An 18,338-nucleotide genomic window follows, 5' to 3' on the forward strand; every position below is an offset into this window, starting at 1 on the left:
ATGGGTAGATTAAGCGTTATTCTTATCGCCGTGCTCTTAGGTATTGGTTTGTCATCTTTAATGGTGGTGAATGAAGGCGAGCGCGCTATTGTGGCGCGTTTCGGTGAAATTTTAAAAGACGACGTTGACGGTAAGCAAGTCACCCGCGTCTATGATCCTGGTTTGCATCTCAAAGTGCCTGTGATCGATAAAGTAAAATTACTCGATGCCCGTATTCAAACACTTGATGGTGCCGCTGATCGTTTTGTGACTTCAGAGAAGAAAGACCTTATGGTCGATTCCTATGTGAAGTGGCGCATTATGGATTTCGAAAAATATTACCTGTCTACAAACGGTGGTATTAAGTCCAATGCAGAATCGCTATTACAACGTAAGATCAACAACGATTTACGCACAGAGTTTGGTCGTCGCACTATCAGAGAGATTGTTTCTGGTAAGCGTGATGAACTGCAAAATGATGCGTTATCCAATGCCTCAGAAAGTGCTAAAGACTTAGGTATTGAAGTTGTTGATGTGCGTGTAAAGCAAATCAATCTTCCGGCTAACGTCAGTAACAGTATTTACCAGCGTATGCGTGCAGAGCGTCAAGCTGTGGCAAAAGAGCATAGAGCGCAAGGTAAAGAACAGTCTGAAATTATTCGTGCAACGATAGATGCCAATGTGACGGTGAAGATTGCCGAAGCTGAACGTAAAGCCTTAACCATTCGAGGTGAAGGAGATGCGTTAGCAGCGAAGATATATTCTGATGCTTACAACAAAGATGCTGAGTTCTTCGGTTTTGTTCGTAGCTTAGAGGCTTATCGAGCCAGCTTCTCAGGTAAGTCCGATATTATGGTGTTAGAGCCTGATAGCGAGTTCTTCAAGTATATGAAGAGCACTGCACCTAAGAAGTAATGCATTAAAAGTATTGATTTAATAGGTCCTGTTACTCAGGGCCTATTTTTTTATCTGGCGATTGTTAACTTAGTTTGAAAAGTCTGGGCTAATTTATATTAGCGATGCATGCTTTATGCCGATATCACAGACAAGAAGCTTAAAATATGATCCAAATGAATTAAAATGGGTTAATAGTTGGGTCTTTTTTAGGCTTTTTTTAAAAAACACGCAATCTCCCTAACTTACTTGCGTGTTTTCACTATGATCTGCTTCTAATTTTTAGCTATAATGAGCCCCGCTTCAAACTTCGATTTTTGACCCTAGTGATGACTAAGGGCTGAAAGTCTTTGAAATATAAAAATTCCAACACCCTCTGGGAGATAAGTGGATGAGCAATGCGCCAGTCGATACCGGACGTCGCAGATTCCTGACAGCCGCAACCGCCGTAGTAGGTGGTGCTGGTGCCGTCGCTGTAGCGGTTCCTTTCATCAAGTCATGGAATCCGAGTGCCAAAGCGAAAGCTGCAGGTGCACCGGTCGAAGTAAATATCAGTAAAGTAGAGCCAGGTCAGCTGATCCGTGTTGAGTGGCGTGGAAAACCTGTATGGGTTGTCCGTCGCACAGATGCTGTGATCAATGAACTGCCAACACATGATGATAAGTTAAGAGATCCTGCTTCTGCTGAGATGCAGCAGCCTGATTATGCAACAAATCCTTTGCGCTCAATTAAGCCAGAGTATTTTATTGCTGTCGGTATTTGTACCCACCTCGGATGTTCACCTACTTATTTGCCAGATTCATTTGGTGAGCAAGTTGAAGGTGTCACTTCTGGTTTCTTCTGTCCATGTCATGGCTCTAAGTTCGATATGGCTGGTCGCGTTTTCCAAGGCGTACCTGCTCCATTGAACCTAGTTATCCCTCCACATCAATACGTTGATGATGGCACCGTGATTATCGGTGTAGATAAAGGAGTGGCGTAATGGTTAAGAATTTAATTAATTGGATTGATGCGCGTATCCCAATGACGGCGACTTATAACCGTCACGTGGGCCAATACGCTACGCCAACTAACTTTAACTTTTGGTATTTTTTCGGTTCGCTAGCGATGTTGGTATTGGTTAACCAATTACTGACAGGTATCTGGTTGACGATGAACTATGTACCAACAGCAGAAGGCGCATTTGCCTCTGTTGAATACATAATGCGTGATGTTGAATACGGTTGGTTGCTGCGTTATATGCACTCAACGGGTGCATCAGCCTTCTTCGTTGTGATCTATCTGCACATGTTCCGTGGTTTAATTTACGGTTCATATCAGAAACCTAGAGAACTACTGTGGCTGTTCGGTATGTTAATTTTCCTCGTGTTGATGGCCGAAGCCTTTATGGGTTATTTGCTGCCATGGGGTCAAATGTCATATTGGGGTGCGCAGGTAATTATCTCTCTGTTCGGTGCGATTCCAGTTATTGGTGACGACTTAACCCTATGGATCCGTGGTGACTACGTGATCTCTGGCGCAACGCTGAACCGTTTCTTTGCGCTGCACGTGATTGCACTGCCGTTAGTATTAGTCGTACTCGTGTTTTTACACTTAATTGCGCTGCATGAAGTGGGTTCTAACAACCCTGACGGTATCGAAATCAAGAAGAACAAAGACGAAAATGGCTGGCCAGTTGACGGTATTCCATTCCACCCATATTACACTGTAAAAGACATCATGGGCGTCGCGGGCTTCCTGATAGTGTTCTGCTATGTGTTGTTCTTTATTCCTGAAGGCGGTGGTTACTTCCTTGAAAAGCCAAACTTTGAAGCGGCTAACTCGATGAAGACTCCTGAACACATTGCACCCGTTTGGTACTTCACTCCTTTTTACGCCATTTTACGTGCAGTGCCTGATAAATTGGGTGGCGTGATAATGATGGGTCTGTCGATTGCAGTACTGTTCGTATTGCCTTGGTTAGATCGCTGTAAAGTGAAGTCAGTTCGCTACCGTAGTACGCTACATAAGCTGAACATTGCTCAATTTGCTATATCTTTCATAGTATTGGGTTATTTAGGGGTAGTGCCTGCCACGCCGACGCTGACGATAGTTGCACAGGTGTTTACTTTCACTTACTTTGGTTTCTTTGTAGCGCTGTGGGTATACAGCAAGAATGAAAAAACTAAACCTGTTCCAGCGAGGTTGACACACTAATGAAAAAATTATTGATTGCATTAGTTACCTTGTTGCCGACGTTGGCTATGGCCGCGAGCGGACATAAAATTCATTTAGAAGATGCCAATGTTGATCTGCATGATAAAGCTTCTTTAGAGCGTGGTGTGGACCTGTTCCAACATTACTGTTCTGGTTGCCATAGCACTCAGTATCAACGTTATGAACGTGTAGCGACCGATATCGGTATCTCTGCGGATGATATGCGTAATAAGTATATGTTCACCGATGCTAAAATTGGTGAGTTGATGCAAAACGCTATTCCACCTAAAGATGCTGCTAAATGGTTTGGTGCTACACCGCCAGACTTAACTTTAGTTGCTCGTGTGCGTGGTGAAGATTGGGTTTATTCCTATCTGAAAGGCTTCTATAAAGATCCAAGTCGCCCATTTGGTGTGAATAACACAGTATTCCCATCTGTTGGTATGCCACATGTACTCGAAGAGTTACAAGGCACACCAGTTAAACAACAAGATGGCACTATTGTGGTGACTGGCGGTAAATTGAATGCGGAAGAATACGACCAAGCAGTACGTGATATCACTGGCTTCTTAGTTTATTCGGCTGAACCTGTTAAGCTAGAGCGTCAAGCTATGGGCTGGTGGGTACTCGGATTCCTATTTATATTCTTTATTGTGGCCTACCTCTTGAAGAAAGAGTATTGGAAAGATGTACACTAGGCACCAATAACGGGTAAAATGTAATATCCGCATAGTGTAAACGGGGGGCTTTGCCCCTCGTTTACTTTTGTTTTATTTCGATTCTGGAGGGTATCAATGGCTGTTGCTGCCAACAAACGCTCTATCATGACACTGTTTTCAGGTGCTGATGATCTGTATAGCCATCAAGTACGTATCGTGTTAGCTGAGAAAGGGGTTACTGTTGATGTTTTACAGGTCGACCCTAACGAAATGCCTGAGGATTTGCTCGAAGTAAATCCATATAACTCAGTGCCAACTTTGGTAGACCGTGAACTCGTTTTATACGAATCACGCATTATCATGGAATATTTGGATGAGCGTTTTCCTCATCCGCCTTTGATGCCAGTTTATCCGGTGTCTCGCGGCCAAAGCCGTTTGATGATGCATCGCATCGATACTGACTGGTATTCGCTTGTTGACCGTATCCGTAAAGGTGATCGTGTTGAAGCGGCTCGTAAAGAGTTGACTGAAAGCCTGATCGCAATTGCGCCTATCTTCGGTGAAGTGCCTTACTTCATGAGCGAAGAATTTGGTCTAGCGGATTGCTACCTTGGCCCATTGTTGTGGCGCTTACCTGTATTAGGTATTGAGCTAGATAGCCGTGTAGCTAAAGATATCAAAGCGTATATGACACGTATTTTTGAGCGTGAATCGTTTAAAGCTTCTTTAACTGAAGCCGAACGCGAAATGCGCATGGGTATGTAATGAAACCTTTGACTCCAAATCGTCCTTATTTACTAAGGGCTTACTATGATTGGTTGATGGACAACCAATTGACTCCTCACGTTGTGGTTGATGCCTTTGTTGAAGGCACTCAAGTACCGCAGCAATACGTGAAGGATGGCCAGATAGTGTTAAATATCGCTGCTGGCGCAGTGGGCAATTTGCAAATTAGCAATGAGTGTGTGGAGTTCAATGCGCGTTTTGGTGGTGTTCCTCAGCAGGTGATGTTGCCAATGGCGTCGATTGTCGCTATTTATGCCCGTGAAAATGGTGCTGGCACTGTCTTCGATATCGAAGATGCTTACCTGATGGACGATGAAGTCGATTCATCTTTATCTGTTGTTGAAACAACAGATAAAGCGTTTGAACCGACAGATGAGCCTCCTAAGCGTCGCAGTCATTTAACTGTGGTTAAATAACTATGGTGAAATGCCCAAGTCGTTTAAAAACTAAGCCAGTCTAATGACTGGCTTTTTTGTCGCTGTATTTTAATCCCCACAATTGGTTAAACCTTAAGTACAAGGTGTGATAGCATTTGCGCCCGCATTCATCCGTTAGATATGCGTTACCTTTACCCATTTAGACCAATGGATCTTGTATGTTGCTAATGATCGATAATTACGACTCTTTCACCTTTAACTTAGTGCAGTATTTTCAGCAGCTAGGGCAAGAGATAGTGGTTAAGCGTAATGACGAAATTAGCCTAGCCGACATCGAGGTGCTTGCGCCTAGTCATTTGGTGATTTCTCCAGGACCTTGTACTCCCAATGAGGCGGGGATCTCCCTTGCGGCGATTGAATATTTTGCTGCGCGAATGCCAATCTTAGGTGTCTGTTTAGGACATCAAGCGATGGCGCAGGTTTTCGGTGCCAATGTAGTGCGTGCCGAACGGGTGATGCACGGCAAGGTCAGCGTTATTGCGCATACAGGACAGCGGTTATTTAAGGGATTAAATCAGCCTTTAACCGTGACACGTTATCACTCGTTACTGGTTGATGCTGTGCCTGAAGGTTTTGTACTCGATGCTTGGTTTGACGATGCAATTCACGGCCGAGAAATCATGGCCATGAGCCATCAAGACTTACCGCTTTATGGGGTGCAATTTCATCCCGAATCAATTCTCACCGAGCAAGGTCTCGAACTGTTAGCCAATTTTTTAGCGCAACCGGCTGTGTCCGTATAATTTCCTCGCCTTAAAAACTCTCCACACTATCAATTTCTGTTACAAGATTTATCCTTCTTTTAAGCAAGTTTAGCGATTAACTATGCTATAACTGCCGCAAAACTACGCGAATAGGCGAAACCAGCAGATAAGTAGACTGGGTCATTTAGCCATTGCGATAACAATAAAAGGAAGGATAAATGAGAAGCGTAATGCGAAATTTGGGTTTTAGTGCGTTAGCGGTTGCCGTATTGGCAGGGTGCGCAGCGACATCGACTGAAACTGCAACTCCCGTAATAGCTCCGCCAGCATTCCAAGTTCCCTTAGCCCAACCGCCACAAGTTTCACAGGCGCTTACGCTTAATCAAATTATGGCAAATCCTGATTGGATGGGGATCTTTGCCAAAGAGGCTTACTGGAGCGACGATAGCCAAAGCGTGCTGTTTGCCCGCCAAGCGAGTGCTTCACCTCTGCGTAGCTATTATCAGCAAGGCATCAATGACAGTCGCGCCGTCGAGCTAGCTCTCGATAAGTTACATGCCGCAGATCAGCAGTTTGGTGTGTTTGATCGCACTAAGTCCCACAAGGCTTACCTATATCAAGGCAACATTTTTGTTAAGCAATTAAGCACGGGTAAGATCAGCCAATTGACTCGCCAGCGCACCGCCATCGATGGTGTGCGTTATCTCAATAATGGCGATATTGCCTATTGGCAGGGCGACAATGTTTTCCAAATCCATCAAGATTCAGGCTTAGTCGAGCAACTTGCTGAAATTAAAATGGCGAAAGCGCCAGAAGGTGTAAAAGAGCCGACGTCTTATATTGCGAAACAACAGCACAGATTGATTCAGTATGTAGCGCTGCAGCAAGAAAATGCTAAAGCTAAAGCGCAGTACCAAGATGAATTACAAAAAAACGATCCAACGCTCGCCGCCAGCACTTGGTATTTAGGCGATAGCGAAGTGGTGTCAGAGCTGAGTTTATCACCCGATGGCCGCTATATTTTAGTCGCGCTTACAGATAAAAATTACACAGGTAGCAGCGAACACGACATCATGCCTAATTACTTAGGTAGCGAAGGTTATATCGACCCAGTGCCAGTGCGCGCGCGCGTGGCTGAAGATACGCCACCAGGGCAACGTTTTGTTGTGCTTGATTTAAACCAACATAAAAAAGTCGATATCACAATCGAGGGCCTTACTGGTTTTGATGAAGATGTGCTAGCCAAAGTGAAAGCTGAAAATGCTAAAGCGAAAGGCGAAACTTATCAAAGCACTAAATCGCCACGTAAAATTCAGTTGATGCAGGATTGGGGCTGGACTCAGAGTGCGATTCAATGGCATGAGTCGGAAAATAAATTAGCCCTGATGCTAGAAGCCACCGATAACAAAGATCGCTGGATCGCCAGTGTCGATTTAGCTAAGGGTAAATTCATTACCGAACATCGTTTGCATGATGATGCATGGGTGAATTACGACTACAACCAATTCGGTTGGTTACCGGATACGGATACCTTGTATTACTTGTCAGAAGAGTCCGGTTATTCGCAGCTTTATATTAAAGCTCAAGCCGAAAAGCCGCGTGCGTTAACCCAAGGCAAGTTTGTGGTGAGTGATATTACGCTGTCACCGGATGCCAATTACATCTATTACAAAGCGAACCTGAGTCACCCCGGTATTTATAATGTTCACCGCGTGAATCTTGCCACTGGTAAAAATGAGCAACTAACTCAGTGTGATGGAAACTTAGATTACAGCTTAAGCCCCGATGGCACTCAGCTATTACTCAATGCCTCACGCCGCACACAGCCTAATGAACTCTATGTTCAACCCATTGGCGGCGAGTTAAAGCAGCTGACGTCTTATACCAGTGATGCCTTCAAAAATTACCCATGGCAAGCGCCAGAAGTGGTAGCAGTACCTTCAAATCATGGTGCTGGCAATGTGTACGCTCGAGTTTATCTGCCGCAAGGCTATGATAAGTCCCGCGCTGAGAAATATCCTGCGGTGATTTTCAATCACGGCGCAGGTTATCTGCAGAATGCCGATTATGGTTTTAGCGGTTATTTTCGCGAGTTTATGTTCCACAACCTGCTGACTCAACAAGGTTATGTTGTGATGGACATGGATTACCGTGGCTCTAAAGGTTACGGCCGAGATTGGCGCACCGCTATTTATCGCAATATGGGTCATCCAGAAGTGGAAGACTTAAAGGATGGCGTAACGTGGATGGCGACTCATACCCATGTCGATACTAAGCGTGTCGGTACTTATGGTGGCTCTTACGGTGGATTCTTAACCTTTATGTCTTTGTTTACCGCGCCGGACTTGTTCCAAGCTGGAGCTGCATTGCGTCCTGTGGCGGACTGGGCACATTATAATGCGCCTTATACCTCTAATATCTTAAATACGCCTGATGTCGATCCTATCGCCTATGAGCGCAGCTCTCCGATTGAGCATGCTCAAGGATTAACTAAACCACTGCTTATCATGAGTGGCGTAATGGATGACAACGTTTTCTTCCAAGACAGTGTGCGTATGGTACAGCGCCTCATTGAACTGGAAAAACCAACCTTTGAAATGGCGATTTATCCTGTTGAGCCCCATGGTTTCCGTCAACCTTCTAGCTGGTTAGATGAATACCGCCGCATCTATAAGTTATTTGAACAAGAACTTAAATAATTCAGTTCGATTTCTTTTAAAGGTCTCCTAGCCGAGGCCTTTTTATTGGGTAACTGACTAGGAAATATCCGATATAACTCTTTGTTTGCGTTCTGCGACTTTGCATTATTGCTAAGATTAAGTGTATGTGCTGAAATTGTAATGATTTTGAGAGTTTGATTGTGTTGACGTCACTCGGGCATTAGCGATATAGGAAAGATTTATAGTGGCGATTTCGGTTGCGGGCGGTGTAAGACCCGGCAAAATTATAGAGATAGAACATAGACTCTATCAACAATTGATCCTCGGAAAGCAAAAAGCGAGCCCGACTCTTTTGGATGAACTCGACCTTGAATTAGAGGCCGATGCAAATAAGTTAGATGTTGAACGCGAAGCCATTTTGGTGCGTTTGATGAAACAAATTAAAGCTAAAGAAGTGTTTGAAGCCGTATCGAGCCAGTTGCATGAAACTGTCATTAACGCCATCGAGCATCAACTCGCGTCCCCTGAATCTGTTCTGGCTAAGTCAGATATCAATGAGTCGCAAATCCTCTTGCTGGAATTATTGCTGGCAAAAAATCTCGATGCAACGCGATTAAGGCCACTGATCAGTAACTTAAGTTGGTTGTGCCGCGACTTAACCAACATGGTCAACAGCCCATCTTTTCGCGCTCGCCGGTCTCAGAGCTCAGATGTGCGGGTCACTGATATCAAATTAGTGATGAATTACATCGGTATCGAAAACCTTCGCACTATTATTCCTTACTTTTGTTTGCGAAATTGGCTTCCTAGTGGCAATGCTAAGTTGTTATGGACTACCCGTAAATTATGGCGCTACAGCATAGTCAGTGGCATAGCGGCAAATGCTTTAGCTCAGCTTCATAATACTGACTCAGCCTTGGTTTATAGTAGTGCCTTACTTAATCAGTTAGGCACATCCGTTGTATTGAGTTTAAGTGCCCGTTTATTCGACCAAACATGGGGATCTTGGATAAGAGAAGCCAGTAGCAGCCGTGATAAGGAAGTGTATGATGCGGTGATTGCCACTGAGTTTCCTGCTAAGGCCGTGTTTGAACAAGTGTTAAACCATGGTCTTAAACTTAATTGGCAATTATTAGAGTTACTTAAGTTTGAAGCGAGTCCCTTAACTCGGTTGTTAAAGGAGTTAGACCAAACCTTAAGCTATCGAGAATTGTCGCCTCAGTCGGCATTAGTCGCGCGGGCAAACTGTTATGCTAAGGTGGTATTGCTCGAAGAAATGCGTCAAATCGATCCCCAAGAAAAGCGCTTAATGTTTGATTATTATGAGTTAAATGAGCAAGAAGTACTGCGCTTAAAAGCACAAAACTATAGGAAGTTAGATCTGCTGTAATCCTCGGTCTGCTACGTAGCGCCATGATTGCGGCGTTTAAGTAGAGGAATGGATATGCCAAGCTGGCAAGCATCTGTACTAAATACCATTTTATCCTATGTCGCTAGGCCATCCATCAGTCGTGGACAGGCAAAAATGCCCTTAGCGCAAGTGCGTGAAAAGTTGCTTGAGCTTGATAGACGTTGGCTCCCTTGGCCGGATAAGTTAGTCAGCGCTACCATCCCCTTACAACACTCAAACTTGTTACATTATGTGCTTCTGAACGAACCTCCTCGCCTTGGAAATCTGTTTTATATCCGTGGCGGAGGCTTCTGTTTTAAAACGCCCCATGCCCATGCAAGACTGGTCGCAGATATCTGCCAGCGTTGTCAATTAGATGCTTATATTCCGGATTATCGTCTCGCACCAGAGTATCCTTTCCCCGCGCCATTTGATGATGTACTTGAAGCCTATAGGCGGTTAATTGAGCTGAAAGGCACGGAGAATTTGATCCTCATGGGTGACTCGGCGGGCGGCAATTTAGCACTGAGTTTGTTGCTGGAATTAAAACGTTTAGCCCTGCCTTTACCGACCGCCTGTATCTTGCTATCGCCCGCGTTAGACTTAGCGCTTACGGGGGATACTGAGTTGATACTCGCAGCCGACGATCCCTTCTTTACCATAGAGGCATTGCTGCGCTTACGTGGCGCTTATCTTGCGGGGGCCGATCCTATGTCTGCAAAAGTTTCCCCCTTACAGGGAAACTTGGCAGACCTGCCGCCTATCTTAGTGATTGCGGGTACGCGGGAGTTATTATTACAGGATTCTGAACGTTTAGTCGCCCAAATAAAAGCCTGTGGTGGTGAGATAACGGGCTGCTTTTACCCTAACATGCCCCATGTGTTTCCTTTGTTCAATTTATTGCCCGAAGCCCTTGAAGTGAGGTCGAAAATTGGCCATTTTGTGCTTTCACATTTGATTCGTTAAAATGGTGTAGTTATTCACATTCAGTGAATAGCTAGCAAAATGAGGGGTAAATAACTTTTTTTCTGACTAATTATGCTGCAAGCCACGGGCTTAACCGCTTGTATAGTTCTTAAACTGCAATCTTTATGCACTTTGGGTGGAAGTGCGTGGATTGATGTTTGTGAAAAACTGGTATTTTGATCACATTTTCGCTAATAATGGTTATTAATAGACACAAGCAATCCCAGTATCACTAACTCTAGATAAAGATACCTATGGGACTCTGACGGTGCAAGGCGCCGTTACACAAACACAAAGGACGAAGAAGAATGAGCGTTGATATGAAGTTGGACCGTGCCCAGTTTGACGCAGTGATGGTGCCTAATTATGCGCCTGCTGCCGTGATCCCTGTTCGTGGCGAAGGAAGCCGAGTTTGGGACCAAGAGGGCAACGAGTTTATCGATTTTGCTGGCGGTATTGCGGTAAATTGCTTAGGTCACTGTCATCCAGCCCTTGTGAATGCCCTTAAGACACAAGGTGAAAAATTATGGCATCTATCAAACGTAATGACGAATGAGCCAGCCTTGGCATTAGCGACTAAATTAGTTAATAGCACGTTTGCCGACAAAGTGTATTTTGCCAACTCTGGCGCCGAAGCCAACGAAGCCGCATTAAAACTTGCCCGTCGTTATGCCTTAGAAAAACATGGCGTTGAGAAAGATGAAATCATAGCGTTCGATAAAGCTTTCCACGGCCGTACATTCTTCACCGTCAGTGTCGGTGGACAAGCTGCCTATTCCGATGGTTTTGGTCCTAAGCCGCAGAGTATTACTCACCTGCCATTTAACGATGTTGCCGCCTTAGAAGCCGCAGTAACCGATAAGACTTGCGCCATCATGCTTGAGCCGCTGCAAGGCGAGGGCGGTATTATCGATGCCGATCCTGCATTCCTAAAAGCCGTGCGTGAATTGGCTAATAAGCACAATGCACTAGTGATTTTTGATGAAGTCCAAACGGGTGTGGGCCGTACTGGTGAACTGTACGCTTACATGGGTACTGAAATCGTGCCTGACATCTTAACCACAGCTAAAGCGCTCGGTGGTGGTTTCCCTATCGCAGCTATGCTGACAACGGCTGAGATTGCCGAGCATTTAAAAGTGGGCACTCACGGTTCTACCTATGGTGGTAACCCATTAGCCTGCGCTATCGGTAATGCTGTGTTAGATGTAGTGAATACACCTGAAGTGTTAGATGGCGTAAAACATCGCGAGCAGTTATTGCGTGATGGTTTGAATAAAATCAATGAAAAATATCATGTTTTTTCAGAAGTACGCGGTAAAGGTTTACTCTTAGGGGCCGTTCTTAATGAACAATACCAAGGTCGTTCACGCGACTTTTTGGTGGCCTCTGTCGCTGAAGGCTTAATGAGTCTGATGGCGGGTGCTAACGTGGTGCGTTTTGCTCCTTCTCTGGTGATCCCTGAGGCAGATATTGCTGAAGGTCTAGCTCGTTTTGAACGTGCTGTGGCGAGCATAGCTGCCGCCTAAATGACCAAAGGAGTGCTGAATTTATTCGCACTCCTTTTTTGTCAGGGAATACTTACCTGCATCACTGCCTGTCTTTTTGAAGAGAGGTGCCTTGATGCACGGTAAGCCAAAGTGAGGAGACACTAAGATGTTAATCATACGTCCTATTCAGGCTGGTGATTTTGAGGCCTTATATCAAATTGCCGAAGAGTCTGGTCATGGTTTTACGTCATTACCTGTGAATGCGGATCTGCTCAGACATAAAATTGCTCGAGCAGAAGCCTCATTCGTCAAAGCCGTAGAGACTCCCTTCGATGAAGGTTATCTAATGGTGCTGGAAGATACCGATACCCGTGAAGTGGTGGGAACGTGCGCCATCGAAGCGGCGGTGGGAATGGAAGATGCGTTCTACCATTATCGACTCGGTACCGAAGTCTATCATTCTGAACAAATTGACGTTCGTAACGAGGTCGAAACACTCACTCTTTGCCATGACTACACTGGCGCTGCTGAGATGTGTACGCTGTTTTTGCGTGAAGCATATCGCAAGGGCAACAATGGCCGCATGTTATCCCGCAGTCGCTTTCTGTTTTTAGCTCAACATGCGAAGCGTTTTGGTGAAACTGTGATTGCCGAAATGCGCGGTGTGAGCGATGCCGATGGTCATTCACCTTTCTATGGCTGGCTGCAAAAACACTTTTTAGGCATTGATTTTATTCAGGCAGATTATCTTTCTGGTTTGGGCAAAAAGGCATTTATGGCCGAAATGATGCCACGAAATCCTGTCTACGTTTGTCTGTTGCCTGAAGAAGCGCAGAAAGTGATTGGCGAAGTGCATACCAATACTCGTCCTGCATTAAGTCTGCTGCAGGCCGAAGGCTTTCGATGCCGCGGTTACGTGGATATTTTTGATGGTGGTCCAACGGTTGAGTGTCGTTTATCGGACATTCGCGGCGTGCGTGAAAGCCGTTTATTAACCGTCGATATTGGTGACATGGTCGAAGCCGACACTCAATTTATTATCTCAAATACTCAATTAGCCAATTATCGAGCGACGTCTGCTGCACTGGCCGTGGACGACAAATCCGAACATATCATCATTAGCCCTGAGCTGGCCGCGGGTTTGCTACTCGCAAAAGGCGATCAAATCCGTATTTTGGCAATGTAGGAATAATCAATGACACATTATATTCAAGGCCAGTGGCATGCTGGCAAAGGTCATGACGTGACCTCAATTAACCCTGCCAATGCACAATCTATTTGGACCGGTAAAACGGCCACTGCAGAACAAGTTAATGCCGCCGTTGATGCCGCGCGCGCCGCACAGTTTGATTGGTTTATGTTAGGTTTCGATGCACGTTTAGCCATAGTTGAAGCGTATCGCAGCCAACTCGAAGCCAATAAAGCGGAACTGGCAGAAACGATTGCCCAAGAAACCGGTAAACCTCAGTGGGAAACCGCGACCGAAGTCGGCGCCATGATAGGCAAAATTGCTTTATCGGCTGCGGCTTACAATAAACGTACGGGCACAGAAGCCAACGATACGCCAGCAGGACGTGCGGTTATCCGCCATAAGCCCCACGGTGTTGTGGCAGTGTTCGGTCCTTACAACTTCCCTGGTCATTTGCCGAATGGCCACATAGTCCCTGCACTGCTGGCTGGGAATACTGTGATTTTCAAACCTTCAGAGCTCACGCCTAAAGTCGCTGAGCTGATGGTTAGCCTATGGGATAAAGCGGGTCTGCCAGCTGGCGTGCTTAACTTAGTTCAAGGTGAGGTTGATACGGGTAAAGCGCTGGCTTCACACCCACAGCTCGATGGTCTGTTCTTTACCGGTAGCTCACGCACGGGTCATTTTTTACATCAACAATATGCCGGTCATCCGGGCAAAATTTTAGCACTTGAGATGGGGGGTAATAACCCACTGATCATCAAAGGTGTGCAGGATATTAAGGCCGCAGTGCACGATATTTTGCAGTCGGCTTATATTTCATCTGGCCAACGTTGTACTTGTGCGCGCCGTTTATATGTCGAGCAAGGCGAGCAGGGCGATGCGCTGATTGCCATGTTAGTCGATGCGGTTAAACAGATTAAAGTCGGTCCTTGGAATGCGCAGCCACAACCTTTTATGGGCTCAATGATTTCTGAAACTGCCGCTAAGGGTATGGTTGCGGCGCAGGCGAATTTGCTGAACTTAGGCGGTGTGTCTTTGGTCGAGTTGACCCATCTAGAAGCGGGTACAGGCTTAGTGTCTCCTGGCCTTATCGATGTGACAGCGATCGATGCATTGCCGGATGAAGAATACTTCGGACCTCTACTGCAGCTGGTGCGTTACAGTGATTTCGATCAAGCGATCAAATTGGCTAACCAAACGCGTTACGGCTTGTCTGCGGGATTACTTGCCGATAGCCGAGAAGATTATGACTATTTCCTTGCGCGTATTCGTGCTGGCATTGTTAACTGGAACAAACAAATCACTGGCGCATCGGGCGCGGCACCTTTTGGTGGTGTTGGGGCTTCGGGTAACCACAGAGCGAGTGCTTTCTATGCTGCCGATTACTGTGCTTATCCGGTCGCTTCGGTCGAGGCTGATGCCGTGAGTTTACCCGCGATATTAAGCCCAGGTTTGAGCTTGTAAGCGGGTAGAGATTTGACTTTTATGTGGTAAAGAATATGTGGGAAAGAGGAGGAAGGACTAATGTTCTTCCTTTTTAATAACAAGCAGTAACGTTACTTGAGTTTCTACTGTGGGTATGTGTGACGCTGCAACAGTGGCATTTAGGTCGTTACATTTAGTGTTTGCGGCAAAATAACAGCAATAACCGCAGCACAATAAAAGGAGTTTTTATGCATACCGACATCAACGCGTTATTTGCCGCTCTGTGGCAAGACTATATTCAAATGACCCCTTCTGCGGCAAAAGTGCACGCGTTGTTGGGTCATGGTAAGCCGATCATCAACGACCATATTGCCCTGCGTACTTTCAATATCGCTAAGGTGAATTTGGACGTACTGGCTAAGCATTTCACTTCGCTAGGTTATGTACCTTGCGGTGATTATAAGTTTGAACAGAAAAAACTGATCGCTAAGCATTTTGAACATCCAGACTCGACTCAGCCTAAAGTGTTTATCTCTGAGCTGTTGGTTGAAGAATTTAGCCCAGCGCTGCAAAAAACTATTCAAGGCTTAATTGCTCAAGTGGATGTTGCAGCGACTACCGCTGACAACTTTATTTACTCAGGCCGTCATTGGTCTTTAGATTCTAAAACCTATCAGGATTTATTAACTGAGAGCGAGTATGCGGCTTGGGTAGCGGCTTTTGGTTATCGCGCTAACCATTTCACAGTGTCTATCAATCACCTCGACGGTTTTGAGACTTTAGAGTCAGTGAATGAAGCTCTGAAGCAAGCGGGCTTTGTACTTAATAGTTCAGGTGGCGAGATCAAAGGTTCGCCAGAAGTCTTGTTAGAACAGTCTTCGACTATGGCTGATAAGATTGGTGTTGAATTTACTGACGCGACAGTGGAAATCCCAAGCTGTTTCTATGAGTTTGCGCTACGTTATCCTATGGCTAATGGCGAGCTCTACACAGGCTTTGTGGCGGCGTCTGCCGACAAGATTTTTGAAAGCACCAATGTGAATAAAGTCTAACGTCCTCAAATTGCTTTCTGCATAAAAAAACGCCATCAATTCGATGGCGTTTTTTATGGATATTTCAAACAAGGCATTTAATACGATTGGCATAACCCGGGGCTAGCTAAAGGTCAGCTCGATCCTCAATCCACCTAAGCGAGTGCTGTGATTAAACTGCAGTTCAATCTCGTATTGCTCGGCAATTTCTTTCACTATTGATAATCCTAAACCGTGACCCATCACAGACTCATCAAGCCTTGTTCCTCTTTGTGTGAGCTTATCTAGCTCATCATCAGCAACCCCTGGACCATCATCATCGATACAAAGGCAGAGACGCTCTTGCTGACGCGATAGCTGAATGCTGACTCGGCTCTGGGCCCATTTAAAGGCGTTGTCTAGCAGGTTACCTAAGAGCTCCATGCCATCTTCCCTGTGAATAGGCAGTCTGAGAATATTGGGATCGAGTTCGAAATCACATTCAATGGACTTGTTGCGGTGAACCTTATTTAGCGTGTTGGCTAGGCTATGTAAATCCCTAGGGATCACCAATTGCGCTGCGGGGAGCATGTCGCCAGTGATCCTCGCGGCAGCCAGTTTACGCTCGACCATCTTGTGAATCGAATCAAGTTGCTGCTGCAGGGCAATGGCAGTTTCAGGATCTTTGAGGCCAAGAGCTTCAACCTGTTGCTGCATCACGGCAAGTGGCGTTTTGAGCCCATGGCTCAAATTACCTAAGTTATTGCGGCTACGTTCAATTTGCTTGGCAGTATACTCAAGTAGTTCATTATAGGTTTTTGCTAATGGTTGTACTTCGGGGGGAATATTATTGAGCTCCAGCGCGTTAATTTCCCCTTGTCTTAGCCGAGAAAGTGCATGCTGTATGTGCTTAACTGGCTTAAAGGATTGACGTAGGATCAAGAATATCCCCGCGATCATAGCAACTAACATCGCCAGATTGACACCAAGCTTAGTGCCATAAACTTCGCTAAACACACGTCTACCGATACTCAAATCTTGCGCAACGGTTAAGGTGGCGCTGACATTGGCACTGCTGGAATTTAACCCTAATGATAATAACTGCATATCGTTATTTTTTGGCCCTTTAGCTTGCCAGACGCGGGTTTGATTCGGTGCCAGTGGCTCGATATCTAACTGCATATCCCACAGGGAGCGTGAGCGAATCACTTCATTTGGCAGGTTAAGCTGAAAATAACGGCCTGAATAGGCGGGCTTGTAGAAACTGGAAAGCTGGCTTTGATCTATGCTGATCTCCCCATCGTGGATATGGGTTGCCAGCATGATATGTTCGAGATCTTCTTCTAAGCGATTGATAATAGAGTCGTGGAAGGCCTGACGTAGCATGGACTCAAACAGTATCAGTCCAATCACAGTACCTAACACGAGTAAGCCAGTTAACCATAAACTGAGCTTAGTGCGGATCGAGATCATTCAATAATGCCGTGGAAGATGTAACCTTGGCCGCGACGGGTTTCGATCGTGGTTTTACCCAGTTTCTTGCGTAGATGGGTGACATAAACCTCGACCACATTACTCTCTTTTTCATCGTCAAACTGATAGAGCTTATCGGTTAGCTGCGTCTTAGATAACAGCTTCTTAGGTGACATGAGGAAGATTTTTAACAGCCTAAATTCCATTGCTGTGAGTTCATACAGCTGCTCGGCCACTTTTACTGTTTGCTCTGCTTCATCTAAAACCACGCCACCATAACTCAATTGTTTACTTGAGGTGTTTAGACGACCATGTGCACGGTGGATTAAAGCTTGGATTCGGGCCAATAATTCCTGGGCGTGGAAAGGTTTACCTAAGTAATCGTCGGCGCCAGCATTAAAACCTTCTACTTTTTCATGCCATTGGCTGCGGGCCGTCAGCATGATGACTGGAGTGCTGATCCCTTGATTTCGCCAGCCTTCGAGCAGTTCGAGGCCGTTGCCATCGGGCAAACCTATGTCTAAGATTACGCAATCGTATTGGGTTTCTTTGATCAGATAATCGGCTTCAAGCGCTTTGTCTGTAATATCGGTTACATAGCCAGCGAGTTTGAGTTGTTTCTCCAGCTCGGTGACTAGCATTGGGTTATCTTCAACGAGTAACAGTTTCATGTTTTCGACATTCGCTCGGTAGTGCTATTGATTGATCGGCTTGACCATTAGTTGCATCAATACTGAGATTAACGATTTGGCCACGCTGAACTTTGATTTGCAAATCATAGCGCCATTTATGATCTTCTTGATAGAGATGAGCATCAATTAGTTCACCTTGGCAAAATTGGTTCACTACGGCGAGTGTACCGTTTAAGGACAATATTTGCCCAGAGTTAACTAACGCCTTGGCTTGATAATGTTCTAATTCAATAGGTTCGGCATGCAAGATTATTGGATGCATCAGCGTGAATAGGCTGAAAAAACAGATTAAAAACAGCCGTTTCATTTGAGCTCCCCAATAAAAAATGGCCTAGAATTTATTCTAGGCCACTTTAATAAGGCAGGCTTAAATCAAGCTGAAGACTAA

The 18,338-nt window shown here is 45.4% G+C and carries 17 protein-coding genes; 14 read left to right on the plus strand and 3 right to left on the minus strand.

What is annotated here, in order from left to right; translation table 11 throughout:
- The 14 genes from hflC to KO533_RS05740 all read left to right on the plus strand — a co-directional run bounded on the left by hflC (window position 1) and on the right by KO533_RS05740 (window position 15,827).
- A complete protein-coding gene (gene hflC / locus KO533_RS05675) occupies window positions 1–894 on the plus strand; it encodes a protease modulator HflC (RefSeq protein WP_105250275.1) in 894 nt (297 codons plus the stop codon).
- A gap of 370 nt (window positions 895–1,264) precedes the next feature.
- On the plus strand, window positions 1,265–1,855 hold the full coding sequence (gene petA, locus KO533_RS05680) for a ubiquinol-cytochrome c reductase iron-sulfur subunit (protein ID WP_006080059.1): 591 nt from the start codon (window positions 1,265–1,267) through the stop codon (window positions 1,853–1,855).
- A complete protein-coding gene (locus KO533_RS05685; RefSeq protein WP_105250274.1) occupies window positions 1,855–3,069 on the plus strand; it encodes a cytochrome bc complex cytochrome b subunit in 1,215 nt (404 codons plus the stop codon). Before petA ends, KO533_RS05685 begins: the two co-directional genes overlap by 1 nt.
- Window positions 3,069–3,767: a cytochrome c1 gene (locus tag KO533_RS05690; RefSeq protein WP_219253228.1), complete on the plus strand. Its 699-nt coding sequence runs from the start codon at window positions 3,069–3,071 to the stop codon at window positions 3,765–3,767. Before KO533_RS05685 ends, KO533_RS05690 begins: the two co-directional genes overlap by 1 nt.
- 96 nt (window positions 3,768–3,863) lie before the next feature.
- Window positions 3,864–4,493 (plus strand): stringent starvation protein SspA, encoded by a 630-nt coding sequence (sspA, locus tag KO533_RS05695; protein WP_006080065.1) that lies wholly within the window; start codon window positions 3,864–3,866, stop codon window positions 4,491–4,493.
- The gene (locus KO533_RS05700) at window positions 4,493–4,930 is read left to right on the plus strand and encodes a ClpXP protease specificity-enhancing factor (RefSeq protein ID WP_105250272.1); all 438 of its coding nucleotides are present in this window, start codon (window positions 4,493–4,495) and stop codon (window positions 4,928–4,930) included. Before sspA ends, KO533_RS05700 begins: the two co-directional genes overlap by 1 nt.
- 179 nt (window positions 4,931–5,109) lie before the next feature.
- Window positions 5,110–5,694 carry an aminodeoxychorismate/anthranilate synthase component II gene (locus tag KO533_RS05705; RefSeq protein WP_219251055.1) on the plus strand — a complete coding sequence of 195 codons (585 nt, stop codon included), beginning with the start codon at window positions 5,110–5,112 and terminating at the stop codon, window positions 5,692–5,694.
- Between the two features lie 179 nt (window positions 5,695–5,873).
- On the plus strand, window positions 5,874–8,354 hold the full coding sequence (locus KO533_RS05710) for a prolyl oligopeptidase family serine peptidase (RefSeq protein ID WP_219253230.1): 2,481 nt from the start codon (window positions 5,874–5,876) through the stop codon (window positions 8,352–8,354).
- 205 nt (window positions 8,355–8,559) lie between these two features.
- A complete protein-coding gene (locus tag KO533_RS05715) occupies window positions 8,560–9,705 on the plus strand; it encodes an HDOD domain-containing protein (RefSeq protein WP_173496274.1) in 1,146 nt (381 codons plus the stop codon).
- Window positions 9,706–9,759: 54 nt separating this feature from the next.
- Window positions 9,760–10,671 carry an alpha/beta hydrolase gene (locus tag KO533_RS05720; protein ID WP_173496275.1) on the plus strand — a complete coding sequence of 304 codons (912 nt, stop codon included), beginning with the start codon at window positions 9,760–9,762 and terminating at the stop codon, window positions 10,669–10,671.
- Between the two features lie 308 nt (window positions 10,672–10,979).
- A complete protein-coding gene (locus tag KO533_RS05725; protein ID WP_105250267.1) occupies window positions 10,980–12,197 on the plus strand; it encodes an aspartate aminotransferase family protein in 1,218 nt (405 codons plus the stop codon).
- 127 nt (window positions 12,198–12,324) lie between these two features.
- Complete coding sequence (gene astA / locus KO533_RS05730; protein WP_113939140.1) at window positions 12,325–13,344, plus strand: arginine N-succinyltransferase; 1,020 nt, start codon at window positions 12,325–12,327, stop codon at window positions 13,342–13,344.
- 9 nt (window positions 13,345–13,353) lie between these two features.
- Window positions 13,354–14,814, plus strand: coding sequence for a succinylglutamate-semialdehyde dehydrogenase (astD, locus tag KO533_RS05735; RefSeq protein ID WP_219253232.1), 1,461 nt, complete (start codon window positions 13,354–13,356; stop codon window positions 14,812–14,814).
- A 209-nt stretch (window positions 14,815–15,023) separates the two neighbouring features.
- The gene (locus tag KO533_RS05740; protein ID WP_219253234.1) at window positions 15,024–15,827 is read left to right on the plus strand and encodes a DUF1338 domain-containing protein; all 804 of its coding nucleotides are present in this window, start codon (window positions 15,024–15,026) and stop codon (window positions 15,825–15,827) included.
- A gap of 102 nt (window positions 15,828–15,929) precedes the next feature.
- Here the strand turns inward: KO533_RS05740 and KO533_RS05745 are convergent, their stop codons facing one another.
- From KO533_RS05745 to KO533_RS05755, 3 genes are read right to left on the minus strand one after another with little or no spacing between them, the layout of a single operon-like run.
- A complete protein-coding gene (locus KO533_RS05745; RefSeq protein ID WP_131523982.1) occupies window positions 15,930–17,258 on the minus strand; it encodes an ATP-binding protein in 1,329 nt (442 codons plus the stop codon).
- The gene (locus KO533_RS05750) at window positions 17,255–17,929 is read right to left on the minus strand and encodes a response regulator transcription factor (protein ID WP_131523983.1); all 675 of its coding nucleotides are present in this window, start codon (window positions 17,927–17,929) and stop codon (window positions 17,255–17,257) included. Before KO533_RS05750 ends, KO533_RS05745 begins: the two co-directional genes overlap by 4 nt.
- Entirely contained in the window at window positions 17,910–18,257 is a 348-nt protein-coding gene (locus tag KO533_RS05755) for a hypothetical protein (RefSeq protein ID WP_219253236.1), read from the minus strand. The genes KO533_RS05750 and KO533_RS05755 overlap by 20 nt, the downstream gene beginning before the upstream one ends.
- Window positions 18,258–18,338 lie beyond the last annotated feature (81 nt).

It is taken from the genome of Shewanella sp. NKUCC05_KAH (genome assembly GCF_019345585.1).
Classification (GTDB): Bacteria; Pseudomonadota; Gammaproteobacteria; order Enterobacterales; family Shewanellaceae; genus Shewanella; species Shewanella oncorhynchi.

Coding starts and splice junctions, on each gene's coding strand:
- hflC (WP_105250275.1), top strand. CDS start 1: ATGGGTAGATTAAGCGTTATTCTTATCGCCGTGCTCTTAGGTATTGGT.
- petA (WP_006080059.1), top strand. CDS start 1,265: ATGAGCAATGCGCCAGTCGATACCGGACGTCGCAGATTCCTGACAGCC.
- KO533_RS05685 (WP_105250274.1), top strand. CDS start 1,855: ATGGTTAAGAATTTAATTAATTGGATTGATGCGCGTATCCCAATGACG.
- KO533_RS05690 (WP_219253228.1), top strand. CDS start 3,069: ATGAAAAAATTATTGATTGCATTAGTTACCTTGTTGCCGACGTTGGCT.
- sspA (WP_006080065.1), top strand. CDS start 3,864: ATGGCTGTTGCTGCCAACAAACGCTCTATCATGACACTGTTTTCAGGT.
- KO533_RS05700 (WP_105250272.1), top strand. CDS start 4,493: ATGAAACCTTTGACTCCAAATCGTCCTTATTTACTAAGGGCTTACTAT.
- KO533_RS05705 (WP_219251055.1), top strand. CDS start 5,110: ATGTTGCTAATGATCGATAATTACGACTCTTTCACCTTTAACTTAGTG.
- KO533_RS05710 (WP_219253230.1), top strand. CDS start 5,874: ATGAGAAGCGTAATGCGAAATTTGGGTTTTAGTGCGTTAGCGGTTGCC.
- KO533_RS05720 (WP_173496275.1), top strand. CDS start 9,760: ATGCCAAGCTGGCAAGCATCTGTACTAAATACCATTTTATCCTATGTC.
- KO533_RS05725 (WP_105250267.1), top strand. CDS start 10,980: ATGAGCGTTGATATGAAGTTGGACCGTGCCCAGTTTGACGCAGTGATG.
- astA (WP_113939140.1), top strand. CDS start 12,325: ATGTTAATCATACGTCCTATTCAGGCTGGTGATTTTGAGGCCTTATAT.
- astD (WP_219253232.1), top strand. CDS start 13,354: ATGACACATTATATTCAAGGCCAGTGGCATGCTGGCAAAGGTCATGAC.
- KO533_RS05740 (WP_219253234.1), top strand. CDS start 15,024: ATGCATACCGACATCAACGCGTTATTTGCCGCTCTGTGGCAAGACTAT.
- KO533_RS05745 (WP_131523982.1), bottom strand. CDS start 17,258: ATGATCTCGATCCGCACTAAGCTCAGTTTATGGTTAACTGGCTTACTC.
- KO533_RS05750 (WP_131523983.1), bottom strand. CDS start 17,929: ATGAAACTGTTACTCGTTGAAGATAACCCAATGCTAGTCACCGAGCTG.
- KO533_RS05755 (WP_219253236.1), bottom strand. CDS start 18,257: ATGAAACGGCTGTTTTTAATCTGTTTTTTCAGCCTATTCACGCTGATG.